The 16675-nt window shown below is 49.8% G+C and carries 16 protein-coding genes and 1 tRNA gene; 15 read left to right on the top strand and 2 right to left on the bottom strand.

What is annotated here, in order from left to right; genetic code table 11:
- Positions 1 to 3: 3 nt before the first annotated feature.
- From NQD60_RS01750 to NQD60_RS01690, 13 genes are all read left to right on the top strand, one after another.
- Positions 4 to 1686: a glycosyltransferase family 39 protein gene (locus tag NQD60_RS01750; protein WP_257100811.1), complete on the top strand. Its 1683-nt coding sequence runs from the start codon at positions 4 to 6 to the stop codon at positions 1684 to 1686.
- A gap of 31 nt (positions 1687 to 1717) precedes the next feature.
- Complete coding sequence (locus NQD60_RS01745; RefSeq protein WP_257100810.1) at positions 1718 to 2569, top strand: hypothetical protein; 852 nt, start codon at positions 1718 to 1720, stop codon at positions 2567 to 2569.
- A gap of 189 nt (positions 2570 to 2758) precedes the next feature.
- A complete protein-coding gene (locus tag NQD60_RS01740) occupies positions 2759 to 3130 on the top strand; it encodes an SMR family transporter (protein ID WP_223693540.1) in 372 nt (123 codons plus the stop codon).
- A 65-nt stretch (positions 3131 to 3195) separates the two neighbouring features.
- Positions 3196 to 4350: a DegT/DnrJ/EryC1/StrS aminotransferase family protein gene (locus NQD60_RS01735; protein ID WP_257100809.1), complete on the top strand. Its 1155-nt coding sequence runs from the start codon at positions 3196 to 3198 to the stop codon at positions 4348 to 4350.
- Positions 4347 to 5312 carry a glycosyltransferase gene (locus NQD60_RS01730; RefSeq protein WP_257100808.1) on the top strand — a complete coding sequence of 322 codons (966 nt, stop codon included), beginning with the start codon at positions 4347 to 4349 and terminating at the stop codon, positions 5310 to 5312. Before NQD60_RS01735 ends, NQD60_RS01730 begins: the two co-directional genes overlap by 4 nt.
- On the top strand, positions 5309 to 6223 hold the full coding sequence (locus NQD60_RS01725) for a formyltransferase (RefSeq protein WP_257100807.1): 915 nt from the start codon (positions 5309 to 5311) through the stop codon (positions 6221 to 6223). Before NQD60_RS01730 ends, NQD60_RS01725 begins: the two co-directional genes overlap by 4 nt.
- Positions 6224 to 6274: 51 nt before the next feature.
- Positions 6275 to 7318 (top strand): bifunctional UDP-4-keto-pentose/UDP-xylose synthase, encoded by a 1044-nt coding sequence (locus NQD60_RS01720; RefSeq protein WP_257100806.1) that lies wholly within the window; start codon positions 6275 to 6277, stop codon positions 7316 to 7318.
- Between the two features lie 14 nt (positions 7319 to 7332).
- Complete coding sequence (locus tag NQD60_RS01715; protein ID WP_257100805.1) at positions 7333 to 8238, top strand: polysaccharide deacetylase family protein; 906 nt, start codon at positions 7333 to 7335, stop codon at positions 8236 to 8238.
- Positions 8239 to 8282: 44 nt separating this feature from the next.
- On the top strand, positions 8283 to 8774 hold the full coding sequence (locus NQD60_RS01710) for a peroxiredoxin (protein ID WP_257100804.1): 492 nt from the start codon (positions 8283 to 8285) through the stop codon (positions 8772 to 8774).
- A gap of 29 nt (positions 8775 to 8803) precedes the next feature.
- Entirely contained in the window at positions 8804 to 10456 is a 1653-nt protein-coding gene (locus NQD60_RS01705) for a PhoH family protein (protein ID WP_257100803.1), read from the top strand.
- A gap of 75 nt (positions 10457 to 10531) precedes the next feature.
- Complete coding sequence (prfA, locus tag NQD60_RS01700; RefSeq protein WP_257100802.1) at positions 10532 to 11614, top strand: peptide chain release factor 1; 1083 nt, start codon at positions 10532 to 10534, stop codon at positions 11612 to 11614.
- Positions 11614 to 12468: a peptide chain release factor N(5)-glutamine methyltransferase gene (prmC, locus tag NQD60_RS01695; protein ID WP_257100801.1), complete on the top strand. Its 855-nt coding sequence runs from the start codon at positions 11614 to 11616 to the stop codon at positions 12466 to 12468. Before prfA ends, prmC begins: the two co-directional genes overlap by 1 nt.
- A 72-nt stretch (positions 12469 to 12540) precedes the next feature.
- Entirely contained in the window at positions 12541 to 12810 is a 270-nt protein-coding gene (locus NQD60_RS01690) for a DUF3566 domain-containing protein (RefSeq protein ID WP_223693517.1), read from the top strand.
- Positions 12811 to 12812: 2 nt separating this feature from the next.
- Here NQD60_RS01690 and NQD60_RS01685 read toward each other — a convergent pair whose 3' ends face one another.
- Both NQD60_RS01685 and NQD60_RS01680 read right to left on the bottom strand, forming a co-directional pair.
- Positions 12813 to 14210 carry a DNA recombination protein RmuC gene (locus NQD60_RS01685; protein ID WP_257101230.1) on the bottom strand — a complete coding sequence of 466 codons (1398 nt, stop codon included), beginning with the start codon at positions 14208 to 14210 and terminating at the stop codon, positions 12813 to 12815.
- Positions 14211 to 14312: 102 nt separating this feature from the next.
- The gene (locus NQD60_RS01680) at positions 14313 to 15674 is read right to left on the bottom strand and encodes a sodium:proton antiporter (protein ID WP_257100800.1); all 1362 of its coding nucleotides are present in this window, start codon (positions 15672 to 15674) and stop codon (positions 14313 to 14315) included.
- 163 nt (positions 15675 to 15837) lie between these two features.
- On the opposite strand from NQD60_RS01680, the gene fdxA reads away from it, so the two are divergent.
- Both fdxA and NQD60_RS01670 read left to right on the top strand, forming a co-directional pair.
- A complete protein-coding gene (gene fdxA, locus NQD60_RS01675; protein ID WP_223693513.1) occupies positions 15838 to 16161 on the top strand; it encodes a ferredoxin FdxA in 324 nt (107 codons plus the stop codon).
- A 154-nt stretch (positions 16162 to 16315) separates the two neighbouring features.
- Positions 16316 to 16391: transfer RNA gene (locus NQD60_RS01670), tRNA-Asn, on the top strand.
- The last annotated feature ends 284 nt before the right edge of the window (positions 16392 to 16675 follow it).

The following is a 16675-nucleotide window of genomic DNA, read 5'->3' as shown; positions in this document are numbered from 1 at the left end:
TTTATGCATGACACTTCTTCATCACAGCCCATCTCCCGCACGACTTTGCTTGTGTTGTGCGTCCTCTTCGCACTGATCTGGTTTATGCAATTAAATATCCGCCATTTGGTGCCGTCCGATGAGGGTCGTTATGCCGAGATAGCGCGGGAAATGTTAGTAAGCGGCGATTGGGTCACGCCACGCTACAATGGTTACCTCTATTTTGAGAAACCACCACTGCAAACTTGGTTTAACGCCGCGACGTTCGCTTGGTTCGGCATTGGCGATTGGCAAGCGCGCCTGTACACAGCATTGTGCGGCTTTAGCGGCGTGCTGTTAGCAGGGTTTACTGGCGCCCGCATTTTTGGCGCGCGCGCGGGATTTTTTGCAGCACTCGCACTTGCCTCTGCGCCCTATTGGAATTTGCTTGGGCATTTCAATGTGCTTGACATGGGGTTAGCATTTTGGATGCAAGCAGGTTTATGTGCGTTATTGCTAGCGCAGCGTCCAGGGATTTCAGCCACTGCGATGCGCAATTGGATGTGGTTGTGCTGGGCGTCAATCGCACTGGCGGTATTAAGTAAGGGATTAATTGGCGCGGTCTTACCCAGTGCGGTACTCGTTTTATATACCCTAATCACGCGCGATTGGGCCCTCTGGAAGCGGCTTCATTTGATAAGCGGCGGCTTGATCTTTGCGGCCATTACAGTGCCATGGTTCGTGCTGATTCAACAACGCCATCCTGCATTTTTCGAGTTTTTCTTTATTGTTCAGCAATTTCGCCGCTACTTAACACCCGAGCAGAACCGCCCTGGGGCATTTTATTATTTCGTGCCAGTGCTCATGATTGGTTTTTTGCCATGGCTATCAATCCTTTGGCAAAGTGTACGGCATGCACTAAAATCCTCACCGCAGTCGAATGGTTTCTCGCCAGTCAAACTACTTCTGGTTTGGTCAACTTTCATTTTTGTTTTCTTTAGTGCTTCGCATTCAAAGCTGATTTCCTACATCTTGCCAATCGCGCCTGCGCTAGCACTTTTGCTTGGCCGCTATTTACCTTTGATTGAGAAAACGCAATGGCGCCGTCATCTGATCGGCCAAACCGTACTCATTATATTTGGCTGCGCCGGCGCATTATATTTGGGCCATTTAGGCAGTACACCAGCCGAAAATGCACTTTATCGCAATTATCAAAGCTGGGTTTATCTCGCGCTCGCCGCCGCCTTGATCGGCATTGCTCTATCTGCATGGATTAACGCGCGCAATAAACCCTCAGCGACCATGCAGGCACTATTCGTTTATGCCTGCGGCTGGTTAGCGGCCACCACCATTGCCGGCAACGCCCATGACGTGTTCGGCCGGATAAGCTCTGGCGCCCCACTCGCCAGCACCGTACAAGCCGAGTTCTTAAAAGCGCCGGCTAATACGCCGTTTTATTCGGTCACGATGCTCGACCACACGATGCCGTTTTATTTACGCCGCACCATGATCATGGTTGAGCATCCAGATGAACTACGTTTTGGCATTGAGCAAGAACCGCACAAATGGGTAGCCACACTCGAACTCTGGATTCAACGCTGGCAACAAGAGCAGTATGCGTTTGCATTATTGCCTGTGTCACTTTATGAATCACTTGCTGCGCGCGGAGTGCCAATGCGAGTGATCGCGCGTGATCCGCATCGCGTGATTATTGCTAAGCCAGCATAGCGATAAATAAATTAGATCTGATGAGGTTTTTATGAAAACCCTTAAATTTTTTTTAATAATATTTTTTCAACTATTTATTGTTGCCTGTGGGGGTGGAGGTGGGGAAGGGGAGGCGCAAACTCAACACTCTGAGATCACAACACCCTCCTACTTTGAAGATATAACCAACAGAAACAACTGCGCTATCGACGCAGTCAATAAAGCTTTAGGTGAAATTTTCATCACACCGGAGGCTTATGAAAAATATATGATGCTTATTTATGCTGCCAAGAACGATAAAACGCCTAATAACAGTAAACAATCTAAAGCGGCTAAAGATAGAGCATTCAAATCTCACTATATTACAGAAAAACAGTACCAGGCATTTTTGAAGTTTTACAAATCGGCTCAAGGCAAAGAAGCTAAATTAAAGGAATTGGAAAAAGAATTCAATGAGTCTAGGTTGGAAGATGCTAGTAGAATGAATTTCCATGAATATAAAGAACACCATGGCATTCTAGGAGAGCTCAAGGAAGTAATGCGCGTTATTGGGATAGTCAATGAAGTTTATAATTTAGAACTCCCATTAGCTCTAACAGAATTTGATAAAAACAATCCACCCAATTTTAAAGGCTATGAAAGCCTAATTGTGCATCAGGCTGACCATTTCTTCGCATTATCGAAAAAAAATGGGTATAAATTGGATAGTGAATCGCAAGTCCCGGAAATTCTTTCAAGCACTGATCTTACCGATCGGCTAGTGGAAATGACGGGGAACAATGAGAGTGCGGTCTCTTTTGTTGGCTTCACTTTAGAGAAAATTCAGCAAGCGAAAAAAGCATTTAATGCAAACCCTGGCGCTTTTAACGAACTTTTTGCAGCTGTTCTTCAAGATCCAAGCTAAGAATGCTCTCCCTGCCTACTTTAGCAATGAATACTGAGCCGCCAGGTAATCGAATGATTATGAGCCTTGGACTGATTACCAAGGTACGGCGCAATATGCAGCCACATTGCTTGATCTGCTTTCGACCGTCTCGCGTTGCCTCAGAAAAGGATTAGAATCCGACTTTAATCCTTTTCCTGAATCCTGCGCATGAATCGAATCGCTTTATCCTGCATTTTAGGCGGCGTGTTACTCAACACCAGCGCCCAACTCTTACTTAAAGCCGGCGTCAATGCCGTCAGCCCATTCGAGTTCAGCCGAGCAAATATTGTACCCGTCGGGCTACAGTTGATGGCGCAATGGCCTATTATCGGCGGCCTGGTCTGTTATGCTTTCAGCCTTGTAGTGTGGATCGTTGGCTTATCACGAGTTGATGTGTCAATCGCCTATCCAATGTTATCGCTTGGCTATGTGTTGAATGCACTGCTGGCCGCTTATTTCTTCGGTGAGACGCTGACGTTACAGCGCTTAGTAGGTACCGGCATCATTTTGCTTGGCGTTTATGTCCTCGCACGCGGTTAATGCGCCGGCTACGCGATGATCATTACTCACTACGCCCCATTACTTAATTCGTAAAGGATATCTTGATGAGTCAGGAGTTTCTGCCTTTTACTCGCCCAACGATCGATGAAGAAACAATCGCTGGTGTTGCCGATGTTTTGCGCAGCGGCTGGATTACAACTGGCCCCCAAAATCTCGCTTTTGAGGCAGCCTTATCCGATTATGTCGGCGGACGTCCGGTACGGACTTTCAATTCTGGCACCGCAACACTTGCAATCAGCTTGCGCATCGCAGGAGTAGGCCCAGGTGACGAAGTCATCACAACTCCGCTCTCCTGGGTGGCGACCAGTAATACAATTATCGAGGTTGGCGCAACCCCTGTTTTTGTTGATATCGACCCGCTCACGCGCAACCTTGACCTTAATTTGCTCGAACAAGCAATCACGCCCCGTACTAAAGCGCTCATGCCAGTTTACCTCGCCGGGCTGCCAGTCGATATGGATCGGCTATACGCGATTGCGCGCGCACACGGGCTGCGGGTGATTGAAGACGCCGCTCAAGCGCTTGGCTCAAGCTGGGGCGGCCAACGCATTGGCGCCATGGGTGATTTGGTGTCCTTTAGTTTTCATGCGAATAAAAATCTGACTTCAATTGAAGGCGGCGCGTTAGTGCTCAATGATGAGGCCGAAGCATCTTTAGCACAGAAGTACCGCCTACAGGGCGTAACCCGTAGCGGCTTTGACGGCATGGAGGTTGATGTCCTTGGCGGCAAATTTAATCTGAGCGATGTCGCCGCCCGTGTCGGCCTGGGACAAATGCCACATTTAGCACGCTTTACCGAGCAGCGGCGCGAACTCGTTCGAGATTATTTTGCACACTTTGCTAACGGGGCAGCAGTGGCGCTCGGCGTAGAGTTACCGCCCTATGATTTTGAGCATACCAATTGGCATATGTTTCAGATTGTGCTGCCGCTGTCAGCACTCACACTTGACCGTGCTGGCTTTATGGCTGAACTACACGCACGAGGCATTGGCAGTGGCGCGCACTATCCCGCGATTCACCTTTTCAAATTGTATCGAGCACGCGGTTTCACCGTTAATATGTTTCCACATGCCGAGCGCATTGGCGCTGGAATTGTGACCTTGCCTCTTTTTCCATCCATGCCGCGGCATGAGGTCAAACGGGTCGTGGCCGCGGTTAATGAAATTTGCGAACAATATTCATCTCATCCAGTCAAATGAAAACACCTGAATTATCCGTTGTCATCCCGGTTTATAACGAAGAAGCTGGGCTTAGCGCATTATTTGATCGTCTATATAAAGCCCTGGACGCGCTCGCGCTACCCTACGAAGTCATTTTTGTGAACGATGGCAGCCAAGATCAGTCTGCAGCCTTACTCGCTGACCAGTTTCGCGCACAGCCCGAGAACACGCGCGTGATTTTACTCAACGGCAACTATGGACAACATATGGCCATACTTGCCGGCTTTGAAGCTGCGCGCGGTGAAATCATTGTGACACTTGATGCCGATTTACAAAATCCGCCAGAAGAAATCGGCAAGCTCGTGCAAAAAATGCGCGAAGGCCACGATTATGTTGGCACTATCCGCCATCAGCGGCAAGATAGCCTGTGGCGCCGTAAAGCCTCACGCGCGATGAATCAACTGCGCGAGCGTATCACGCATATCCGCATGACAGATCAAGGGTGCATGATGCGCGCCTATAGCCGCCATATTGTCGATACCATTAATCGCTGCGGTGAGTTGAATACTTTTATCCCGGCCCTCGCTTATACTTTTGCACAACGCCCGGTAGAAATCGAAGTAGCGCATGAAGAGCGCTTTGCTGGCACATCGAAATATTCATTTTATAGCCTGATGCGGCTTAATTTCGATCTAGTCACAGGTTTCTCGGTGGCGCCATTGCAATGGCTATCATTCATCGGCATCTTCCTGTCGCTGGGTTCGGCTGCACTCTTTATCTTGCTGATGGTGCGCCGCTTCATCGTGGGCGCGGAAGTACAAGGCGTATTCACGCTATTTGCGATTACGTTCTTTCTATTTGGGGTGATTATTCTTGCGTTGGGGTTGCTTGGCGAATATATCGGGCGCATCTATCAACAAGTGCGCGCACGGCCGCGTTATTTGGTCCAAACCATGCTTGAAACGAACCATCATACGCATACAACCCCTAGCCAATCATGACCGTGCGCGCTGTTGTCTTCGCCTATCATCAAGTTGGGGTGCGTTGTTTGCAAGTGTTGCTGGCGCGCGGCGTCGAAGTTGCCTTGGTCGTAACGCATCAAGATAATCCGGCTGAAAATATCTGGTTTGACAGCGTTGCTGCGCTCGCAGCCGAACACCGACTGCCCACTCTAACGCCCACAGATGGACACGCCAGCGAATTACTCGCAGCGGTACGCGCCGCCAACGCCGACTTTATTTTTTCTTTTTATTATCGGCATATGCTAAGCCCTGAACTGCTGGCGCTGGCGCGGCAAGGCGCATTTAATATGCACGGTTCACTTCTACCGAAATATCGCGGCCGCGTACCCGTCAACTGGGCCATTGTGCAGGGTGAAACGCAAACTGGCGCGACACTACATGAAATGACCGCCAAACCTGACGCGGGCGCGATCGTGGCCCAAACGGCTGTGCCTATCTTACCGGATGACACCGCAGCCCAAGTCTTCGATAAAGTCACCGTTGCCGCCGAGCAAACCCTATGGAATAGTTTACCGGCATTACTTTCAGGCACAGCGCCTCGGCTGCCAAACATTCTCGCCAAGGGCAGTTATTTCGGCGCCCGTAAACCCGAAGACGGGCGTATCGACTGGCGCCAGCCCGCACAGACGGTCTATAATTTAATTCGCGCTGTGGCCCCGCCTTACCCTGGCGCCTTTACTGAAATAAATGGCAAACGCCTCGTCATTGCCCGCGCCCGGCTCGTCGCAGTTGATCAGTTAACCTGCCCTGATTTGCCGCCAGGCCTACAGATAGTGGATAATACGCTATTTGGCATATGCGGCGATGGCCGTGCTATTGCTATTCACGATTTGCAGCACCAAGGACGCTCTATTAGCTCGGCTGAGCTCACAGAGATGACGAATACTTAGCCTACGGATGCTCTCTTTAGATGCCTCTCCATATTTCTTGTTTTTGATTTCATGAAAAAAGTTCTCATTTTGGGTGTCAATGGCTTCATTGGCCATCATTTATCTAAGCGTATTCTCAGCACAACCGATTGGGAAGTGTTCGGTATGGATATGCAAGCAGATCGCCTGGGGGATCTCACTCAACACGAGAGAATGCATTTCTTTGAAGGCGATATCACGATCAATAAAGAATGGGTTGAATACCATATCCGCAAATGCGACGTGATTCTGCCGCTGGTTGCAATTGCTACGCCTGCGACTTATGTCAAAGAGCCATTGCGTGTGTTTGAGTTGGATTTTGAAGCCAATTTACCCATCGTTCGCTCAGCCGTTAAATACGGCAAACATCTCGTCTTTCCGTCAACCTCAGAAGTCTATGGCATGTGCGCGGATAGCGAATTCGATCCGCAAAGCTCAGCTCTCACCTATGGTCCAATTAATAAACCACGGTGGATCTATGCTTGCTCAAAGCAATTGATGGATCGTGTGATTTGGGCCTACGGCATGCAAGAAGGATTGCGTTTTACTTTGTTTCGGCCGTTCAACTGGATTGGCCCTGGACTCGACTCAATCCACACCCAGAAAGAAGGTAGCTCACGCGTGGTGACTCAATTCCTCGGCCATATCTTGCGTGGCGAGACCATCAATCTAGTCGATGGCGGCCTGCAAAAACGTGCTTTTACGGATATTGATGATGGCATTGACGCCCTCGTGCGCATGATTGAGAACCCGGCCGACGTGGCGCTTGGCAAAATCTACAATATTGGCAACCCCCATAACAATTTTTCAGTGCGAGAACTCGCCCAGATGATGCTCAAACTCGCCGCTGAGTTTCCCGAATACGCGGCTAACGCAGAGCAAGTCAAGCTGGTTGAAACTTCGTCAGGCGCATACTATGGCGACGGCTATCAAGATGTACAAAATCGCGTGCCAAGCATTGATAACACCAGCGCTGAACTTAACTGGAAGCCCACCATTGGCATGGATGCGGCCTTGCGCAAAATTTTCAACGCGTACCGCAACCATGCTGCCGAAGCACGCACTCTAGTCGCATAGCTGACCGTTCACACGTGGCTCAGATCGCCCTCAAAATCGACGTTGATACGTTGCGCGGCACGCGTGAAGGCGTGCCAGCGCTCGCTCGTTTATTAGAGCGCGCTAACGCGCGGGCGACCTTCTTGTTTAGCCTAGGTCCGGATCATACCGGCTGGGCATTGCGTCGGGCGCTACGCCCAGGCTTTTTAAAAAAAGTATCACGCACTTCAGTACTCGAACACTATGGTTTAAAAACTCTTTTGTATGGCGTCTTGTTACCCGGCCCAGATATAGGCCGCCGAGCAGCAGCTGAAATGCGCGCCGTGCGCGATGCCGGTTTTGAATGCGGTATTCACACCTGGGATCATGTTCGCTGGCAAGACAATGTGCGTCAGCGCGAACGTGACTGGACACTAGCCCAGATGCAAAAAAGCTACGCGCGTTTTATGGAAATTTTTGGCTCAGCGCCGGCGACTCACGGCGCCGCCGGCTGGCAAATGAATGAATTCGCTTTTGCCCAAATTGACGCTTGGCAGATGGCCTATGCGTCCGACGGCCGCGGCCACAGTCCATACCGGCCAACGCTGGGTGGCCAGCCGCTAGCCCATGTCCAACTCCCAACCACCTTGCCCACCTTCGATGAGAAATTAGGGGTCAATGGCGCCAGCGCCGCTGAAGTCGTACGCCAATTGCTCGCGCTGACTGAGCCAGAGCAAGCCGGTCAGGATACGGCTCAAGTCTTCACCCTACATGCAGAATTAGAAGGGCAAAAACTCGCGCCGGCTTTTGCCGAACTCCTTTCTGGCTGGCGCGCACAAGGCCATTCATTAGTTGCATTGGCTGATTATTATGCAACGCTTAAGCTCGATAGATTATCCTTGCACCCTGTCAGCTGGGGGGAAGTCCCTGGACGCTCTGGCGAATTGATTGTGCAGCCCTAACCCAAACCGTTGTCTTATCACAACGTAAAAACAGGAGAATTTTGATGTCCGTCGCTCTTCATCAAGCCGTGCCAGAATTCAGTGCAGCCGCTATTAGCAGTACCTTAACCGGGTTAGACGGCGAAATCTCGCTCAGCAGCCTACGCGGGAAAAATCTGGTGCTGTACTTTTATCCTAAAGACAACACCCCAGGCTGTACCACCGAGAGTCAGGATTTCCGGGATGCCTATGCCCAATTTAGCCAAGCAAACACCGAAATTATCGGCATTTCTCGTGACAGCTTAAAATCTCATCAGAATTTTAAAACGCAGCACAATTTGCCCTTTATCTTGATTTCAGATGCGCAAGAAGAACTCTGCTCGCTGTTTGACGTCATTAAGCTCAAAAACATGTATGGTAAAGAAGTGCGGGGCATCGAACGCTCGACCTTCTTGCTCGATACGCAAGGCATCTTGCGCCACTTATGGCGCGGCGTCAAAGTACCGGGGCACGTTGAGGAAGTATTACACGCTGTGCAAGCGCTCGCAAAAGCGTAAAATCTATGTACTGAATATCAAGGAAGACCATGCCTTTGCCGACCGCGCCAACCAAACTTGGTAGCCAATTACCGCTTGACATGTATCAAGCCAAGGCTCGTACTGTAAAACAACCCCAAAAAGATACGGTAAAACAGCCCCAAAAAGAAAAAGCGGCGCCTGCGCCCAGTGTTGCCGCTGTGCCACGGCCCTCAAACAGCACGCCGGCGCCTGTTGCCGCCAACACGCCGCCCCGCCGCCGAACGCGTGGCGCTCAGCCGGCTCATCAGGAAACGTCAGCCAATCTTGCTCGTAAACTTTTTGTGCTGGATACCAATGTCTTAATGCACGATCCTTCAAGCCTATTTCGCTTCGAAGAGCACGACATTTATCTGCCAATGATGACGCTCGAAGAGCTTGATAACCACAAAAAAGGCATGTCGGAAGTCGCCCGCAACGCGCGTCAAGCAAGCCGCACGCTAGACGCATTGATCGCCAATGCCAGTAATTTGCTCACTACCGGTATCCCTTTGGCACGCCTTGGACATCGTGAAGCCGGCGGACATCTTTTTTTCCAAACGCAGCTGCAACCCTTTGCCCCAATTGATGGTTTACCCCCTGGTAAGGCAGATAATCAGATCCTTAGCGTTGTCTATGCTCTACAAAATAAGCATCCTGAGCAACAGGTTATCTTGGTGTCAAAAGACATCAACATGCGTATTAAAGCGCATGCACTTGGCTTACCGGCTGAAGATTATTTCAATGATCAGGTGCTTGAAGACAAAGATCTTCTGTATTCCGGCATGTTGGCGTTGGCGCCTGACTTTTGGAGCACCCATGGTAAAGGCATGGAAAGCTGGCAAGATACGAAAACCGGCACCACGCTTTACAGAATCACCGGCCCACAATGCGCATCATTCCTCATTAACCAATTTGTTTATTTTGAGCCCAATAACGGCGAACTAGGGTTACACGCACAGGTACGTGAAATTCATGGCAAAACTGCGCTTTTACAAACCTTGCGCGACTATAGCCATTACAAAAATAATGTGTGGGGCATCACGGCACGCAACCGCGAACAAAACTTTGCCTTAAATTTGCTGATGGACCCAGACGTTGATTTTGTCACCTTATTAGGTCAAGCAGGTACGGGTAAGACTTTAATCGCGCTGGCAGCAGGTTTAGTGCAGGTGCTTGATGACAAGCGTTATAACGAAATTATCGTTACCCGGGCGACCGTGCCAGTAGGTGAGGATATTGGTTTTTTGCCAGGCACTGAAGAAGAAAAAATGCTGCCCTGGATGGGCGCCTTTGACGACAACCTGGAGGTTCTCCAGAAAACAGATAGCAGTGCGGGCGAATGGGGCCGAGCAGCAACTCAAGATCTAATTCGTTCACGACTAAAATTTAAGAGTATGAGTTTTATGCGGGGACGCACTTTTGTCAGCAAATACCTGATCATTGATGAAGCACAAAATTTAACGCCCAAGCAGATGAAAACGCTCATCACCCGCGCCGGACCCGGCACCAAAATTGTTTGCCTAGGCAATATCGCACAAATTGACACCCCTTATCTGACTGAAGGCAGTTCTGGCATGACTTATGTCGTAGATCGCTTCAAAGGCTGGCAACATAACGGTCACGTGACGCTCGCACGCGGCGAACGATCTCGCCTAGCGGACCATGCGTCGGAAATCCTTTAAACAATTTTATTGAGATATCCAAGCAGATAAAAGCCTCTTGATAAAAAACCACCCGCTTGCCCTCACCTAATTTTTATGAAACAAAGTATGCAGTACAAACTTGAGCAGCTCTCGCAGCGGCTTAAGGAATTAAACCAATTACTCAGCAAAGAAGGCGTGACTTCGGACCTTGATCAATACCGAAAACTCACGCGCGAGCATGCCGAGCTAGCGCCATTAGTTGAACATTATGCACAATGGCAGCATGCCCTAACTGATGAACAAACCGCGCACGAAATGCTCGCGGACGCGGCTATGCGCTCATTTGCTGAAGACGAGTTGCACAATGCTCGCTCACGCATGGCGCAGCTTGAGGCAGAACTGCAAACCATGCTCTTGCCTAAAGACCCTAACGACGAGCGCAATATTTTTCTGGAACTTCGCGCTGGAGCCGGCGGTGATGAAAGTGCGCTGTTTGCTGGCACGCTGCTGCGCATGTATCTGCGCTATGCAGAACGCAAACGCTGGCAAGTCGAAGTCATCTCTGAAAACCCCTCCGAACTGGGGGGCTATAAAGAAGTTATTATCCGGATCATCGGTCAAGGCGCTTATTCACGTTTGAAATTTGAATCGGGTGGACATCGCGTGCAACGCGTGCCAGAAACCGAGGCGCAGGGACGAATTCACACCTCTGCTTGTACGGTAGCGGTCATGCCAGAAGCCGACGACTTAGGCGAAGTTGAAATCAATCCCGCTGACCTACGCATCGATACTTACCGCGCATCGGGCGCCGGCGGCCAGCACATTAATAAAACCGATTCAGCAGTCCGCATCACGCATCTACCAAGCGGGATTGTCGTTGAGTGTCAGGATGATCGTTCACAACATAAAAATAAGGACCGCGCCCTAAAAGTGCTCGCTGCGCGCATTCAGGACCAACGCTACCATGAGCAACAAGCAAAAGAGGCGGCAACGCGCAAGCGCTTGATTGGCTCGGGAGATCGCTCAGAACGCATTCGCACGTATAATTTCCCACAGGGCAGAATGACCGATCACCGGGTTAATCTAACGCTCCATAAACTTGAAGCGTTGATGGATGGTGATCTGGATGATCTCATTAACACGCTGATTAGCGAACATCAGGCAGATTTGCTCGCCACGCTGGGAGACGCCAATTAATGCCGCCCAAAATCCTGCCGGCAACTACCCCAGGCCAACTCCTACGCGCGTCGCCGCTTGATGCGATTGATGCCCGTGTCCTGTTGGCTCACGTGCTTGGCTGGCAACGCACTGAACTGATCACGCGGGCCTCTCAGAAACTGCTAGTGGACCAAGTGGTGGCCTTTCATGCACTTGAAGAACGCCGCATCGCTGGCGAACCTATCGCACAGCTCATTGAGCAGCGGGAATTCTTTGGATTGAACTTTCGCATCACCCCGGCGGTGCTTATTCCACGCCCAGAAACAGAATTACTGGTTGAGTTAGCCCTGGCCGCGATTGCCTCAATCGATGCGCCACGGGTGCTCGATTTAGGTACCGGCAGCGGCGCGATTGCGATTGCCATTGCGCACCAACGGCCTGATGCGATCATCACGGCCACGGACCGCTCAGACGCAGCGCTGGCCATTGCCCAATGGAATGCCCACCACCTATTGCCGGTTGACCGGCCGGGCGGCCCTCTCCATTTTGCAGCTGGCGACTGGTATAAAGCGCTGCCACAGCATGGGCGTTTTAATGTTATTGTCAGCAATCCTCCCTATATCGCCGCTCACGACCCACATTTAACCCAAGGCGATCTACGCTTTGAACCTCGACAGGCCCTGACCGATCAAGCAAACGGCCTCACCGCCCTGCACACAATCATCGCCCCAGCCAGCGCCTGGCTTACAAACGACGGTATGCTATGGCTTGAGCACGGCTATGATCAAGCGGCTGCGGTACGCACCCAACTCATTGCGCACGGTTTTAGCACGGTTCGCTCAGTGCGCGATCTAGCTCAAATCGAGCGGGCCAGTGGTGGCCTCAAAGCCTAAAAATTTCGGTAATATATAAATATAAAAAATTCTCAACCTAAAGGGGAGTTTCCTGATATGGCAAAATACCCTATGAAAAAGCAAATCTCATATATTGCACCAGGCCAAGCTGCAAAAGCTTTGATCCTGATTTACTTGACTTTCTCGGTACCGATTGTCTTATTGGGCGCGGTAATAGCTTACATGCGCTATGGCGTATTTGAAATAAGTACGCTCCTTAGCGCACTATTAATCAATGCTGCCGTTGGTTTTGTGCTCTTATGGCTCGCGTGCCAAATCTATAACTGGGTATCCTCGTATGTTGGCGGCATTGAGATCACGCTGGATGACATCAGTGCCTAAGCTTACTCAGTGTCCATCAACAACTGAGCCGCAGACTCGCTCGGTAGCGCCTCAACCGTGCGTAGCTGTTTATGCATAACACGGGTACGTGTTTCAGCCGCCTCAATTGAACGCGTGACCGTTTCTAATTGTGACTTCGTCTTGGCCAAAACTTCGCCAAACTTCATAAATTCAGTTTTCACTGCCCCCAACACTCGCCACACCTCGCTCGAACGCTTTTCTATGGCCAATGTACGAAACCCCATTTGCAAGCTGTTCAGTAATGCCGTCAAGGTAGTCGGCCCCGCAACAGTGATCCGGTAGTCGCGCTGTAAAGCATCGCTCAGTCCTGGACGGCGTAGCACTTCCGCATAGAGTCCTTCTGTCGGCAGAAAAAGTATGCCAAAATCAGTTGTATGCGGTGGCGCAAGGTATTTTTGCGCAATCGTTCGCGCCGCTTGCCGCACGCATACATCCAATGCGCGCGACGCTTCTTCAAGTGCCACCGGATCTGCGAGTTCTTGAGCATCGATTAAACGCTCATAATCGGCACGAGGAAATTTTGCATCAATCGGCAACCAGACCGGCGTAGTAAGACCGCTCGCATCCGCGGCGTTATCGTAACGGCCAGGTAAGCGTAGCGCAAACTCCACGTGCTCGCTGCTACCGGGCACCGTGACCACATTCTTAGCATATTGATCAGGAGTTAATACCTGTTCAAGCAATGCGCCAAGCTGCACTTCACCCCAGGTACCGCGTGTTTTCACATTGGTCAGAACTTTTTTCAGATCGCCAACGCCGGTTGCAAGCGTTTGCATTTCACCAAGCCCGCGATACACTTGTTCAAGCTGTTCGCCAACCAGCTTGAACGACTCACCTAACCGCTGCTCAAGGGTAGCGTGTAATTTTTCATCAACCACATGACGCATTTCATCAAGCTTTAACGCGTTATTTGTTTCGATATCTTTTAATTTTTGCTCAAGCGTGGCGCGCATTTCGGTGATACGGCGGCTATTTTCTTCAGAGAGTTGTGACAACTGCTGATTAAGCGTATCGCTAAAGCGTTTAAGGGCTATGCCTTGTTCTTCGCGCGCCTGCTGGGCCTGTTGCTGCACACTGTATCGCATAGCTTCAAGCTGAGTGGTATTGCTCGCGGTCAGCTTTGCGAGCTGTTGCCCAAAAGAATCGATTTGATTGTTTTGCAAGGTAGCAATACTAGTCAACTGTGCAGACAAACTTTGCTGGAATTGAGCGAGTCCCGTACTTAACTCTACGCGCATCATGCGTGCAGTTTCAGTCACATCGCTACGTAATTCGCGCCCAAGGCACTCACTAGCATGGGATTGTGCATTATATATATCCTCCAGCCGCGTGCGCAATGCTATCAACTGAGCACGTATGCTGAGCCGCATAAAAAGCATCAACACAACGATCAGCACGAGGGCGAATCCTATACCAGCAATCGCAAACATTAATATTGACATCGGGAAATATTGACCTGCATAAAGTGAAAGTTGATCGTTTCAACAGAAAAAAAGTAACGTCGTTAGAGCAAAAATAGGCGTCAGCACAGCACCTGACCAAACCATATAACCTAAAAAGCTTGGCATGCGCACGCCAGATGATTGGGCGATTGATTTGACCATAAAGTTTGGGGCATTGCCAATATAGGTATACGCCCCCATAAAAACTGCACCGGCGGAAATGGCCGCTAAGGTTGAGGCCCCTTCCTGCATCAGATGAGCGGCATCGCCGCCGGCCGTATTAAATAGCACCAAGTAAGTCGGTGCATTATCAAGAAAAGACGACAGCAGCCCGGTGACCCAAAAGTACATTGCATTCATAGCCTGTCCCTGCTCATCATTGACCAGCCGCGTGACAAAACCAAATGCCCCCGTCTGACCCGCGCGCAAAATCGCAATAACCGGTGCAATCGTCACAAATATGCTCGCAAAAAGTTTTGCGACTTCCGTAATAGGCGCCCACACAAAGGCATTACCCACGCGTGCTGGCTTTGGGGTATAGCGCAAGGAAGCTAAAATCACTATCAGCAACAGTGCATCACGCAATAGATTTTGCAATGCAACCGGCGTACCCAAGAGGTTAAAAGTGATACCAGGCTTCCAAACACCACTCATGAATACCAGCCCAAGCATCAACGCAAGCAATATAAAATTAATTTTGCCATCGATTGAAAGCGAAGCTGAATCAGGTGTCGGGTCCAAAAAAAGCGAGCGCTCTTCTTCACGCTGGTAGAAATAATACCGCTCAAGCAAGTAGAACAACGCCAACAATAAAAGGGTGACAAACAACATGGGTTTAATGAGATGGGCCGTCGTCCAAAAAAAACCGACGCCATTCAGAAAACCAAGAAACAATGGCGGATCACCAAGCGGCGTGAGCGAGCCTCCCACATTAGCGACCAAGAATATAAAAAATATGACAATGTGCGCAACATGCCGGCGATTATCGTTAGCGCGCAGCAAGGGGCGAATCAACAGCATCGCTGCCCCGGTAGTGCCCATAAAGCTAGCAAGCACGGTACCAAGCGCCAGGAGCGCTGTATTCATCCGCGGTGAGCCGTGTAAATTACCCCGCACACAAATACCACCAGCCACGGTATAAAGGGCCGCTAGCAATATAATAAAAGGTATATAGTCGGCAACCAGGGCATGCACGACACTCTGACTGGCCGCGCGTACGCCAAATATAGCTGCATAAGGCACAATAAACGCCAGGGTCCAAAATGCAGCAACTTTACCAAAATGCCGGTGCCACAAAACGGGGGTGAGGAGTGGCAAAAATGCAATCGACAGGATCATACCGGCAAACGGTATGCTCCACTCACCAGACAATACGGACGCAGAAGATGAAATATCAATCATGTTTTACGGTGAAAAATCGTTCATAGCTTAACCACACTAAAACAAAGATTATACTGGCGTGTTTTACCAATCTGCTAAGATTGAGCGCGAACCAATAAATTTTAGCCATTGTATTGATTGAATAGCTTTAAGACATTATGCTTTTTGCAAGGAGATGGGTTGCATGACTCATGTAGTAACTGAAAATTGTATCAAATGCCGCTATACTGATTGCGTTGATGTGTGTCCGGTCGATTGCTTCCGTGAGGGACCTAATTTTCTTGCGATCGATCCTGAAGAATGCATTGATTGCGCAGTATGTGTTGCTGAGTGTCCAGCCAACGCAATTTACGCAGAAGAAGACCTGCCTGGGGAACAGCAGCAATTCATCGAGCTGAATGCAGAACTCGCTAAGCACTGGCCAAGCATTACCAAAACAAAAGCCCCTCTGTCCGATGCGGATGATTGGAAAGATAAACCCAATAAATTGGACTTGCTCGAGCGATAAAACGTGCAACCAAGCTAGATAAGTGGCGTTGCACTTTACTCGTAGTCATTATGTAACGTCATAAATTAGACTGAGGTTGAAACTTATTGCACGTAAATTACAGGGTTTTAGTTGACAATTTCTGAACCCGTCAATAGAATAGCGGGTTCTTTATTCCTCGATAGCTCAGTCGGTAGAGCGACGGACTGTTAATCCGCAGGTCCCAGGTTCGAGCCCTGGTCGGGGAGCCAAATTCTAAAAGGTCTACAGCGATGTAGGCCTTTTTTATTTGTTCCGCAAAACAGAGGGGTGTTCCGCAATTCGTGTTTTTTGCATCAATTTTCAACTCGAATTAGTTCCGCAAAACGGGAGTTATTTAGTCGGACTAACCAGTTTTCCTTTGCGGTGTCGGACATACCTTTGAGTCATCTTTTCATTGGCGTGTCCAAGTAAGTCGCATCATCGATATAGATATCCCTGCCGTATTCTTTAAAACTGTTTATTCCCGTACAAGGGTGACCTTGCCTGGAATAGT

It is taken from the genome of Mycoavidus sp. SF9855, from assembly GCF_024582735.1.
Taxonomy (GTDB): Bacteria; Pseudomonadota; Gammaproteobacteria; order Burkholderiales; family Burkholderiaceae; genus Mycoavidus.
This window is presented reverse-complemented; position numbering and strand designations above follow the sequence as displayed.

Bases quoted from the DNA above. Each gene is read 5' to 3' on its own strand.
- NQD60_RS01740 (WP_223693540.1), top strand. From the start codon at position 2,759: ATGAATCGAATCGCTTTATCCTGCATTTTAGGCGGCGTGTTACTCAAC.
- prmC (WP_257100801.1), top strand. From the start codon at position 11,614: ATGCCGCCCAAAATCCTGCCGGCAACTACCCCAGGCCAACTCCTACGC.
- NQD60_RS01725 (WP_257100807.1), top strand. From the start codon at position 5,309: ATGACCGTGCGCGCTGTTGTCTTCGCCTATCATCAAGTTGGGGTGCGT.
- NQD60_RS01750 (WP_257100811.1), top strand. From the start codon at position 4: ATGCATGACACTTCTTCATCACAGCCCATCTCCCGCACGACTTTGCTT.
- NQD60_RS01690 (WP_223693517.1), top strand. From the start codon at position 12,541: ATGAAAAAGCAAATCTCATATATTGCACCAGGCCAAGCTGCAAAAGCT.
- NQD60_RS01705 (WP_257100803.1), top strand. From the start codon at position 8,804: ATGCCTTTGCCGACCGCGCCAACCAAACTTGGTAGCCAATTACCGCTT.
- prfA (WP_257100802.1), top strand. From the start codon at position 10,532: ATGAAACAAAGTATGCAGTACAAACTTGAGCAGCTCTCGCAGCGGCTT.
- NQD60_RS01685 (WP_257101230.1), bottom strand. From the start codon at position 14,210: ATGCTTTTTATGCGGCTCAGCATACGTGCTCAGTTGATAGCATTGCGC.
- NQD60_RS01680 (WP_257100800.1), bottom strand. From the start codon at position 15,674: ATGATTGATATTTCATCTTCTGCGTCCGTATTGTCTGGTGAGTGGAGC.
- NQD60_RS01710 (WP_257100804.1), top strand. From the start codon at position 8,283: ATGTCCGTCGCTCTTCATCAAGCCGTGCCAGAATTCAGTGCAGCCGCT.
- NQD60_RS01745 (WP_257100810.1), top strand. From the start codon at position 1,718: ATGAAAACCCTTAAATTTTTTTTAATAATATTTTTTCAACTATTTATT.
- NQD60_RS01730 (WP_257100808.1), top strand. From the start codon at position 4,347: ATGAAAACACCTGAATTATCCGTTGTCATCCCGGTTTATAACGAAGAA.
- NQD60_RS01735 (WP_257100809.1), top strand. From the start codon at position 3,196: ATGAGTCAGGAGTTTCTGCCTTTTACTCGCCCAACGATCGATGAAGAA.
- NQD60_RS01720 (WP_257100806.1), top strand. From the start codon at position 6,275: ATGAAAAAAGTTCTCATTTTGGGTGTCAATGGCTTCATTGGCCATCAT.
- fdxA (WP_223693513.1), top strand. From the start codon at position 15,838: ATGACTCATGTAGTAACTGAAAATTGTATCAAATGCCGCTATACTGAT.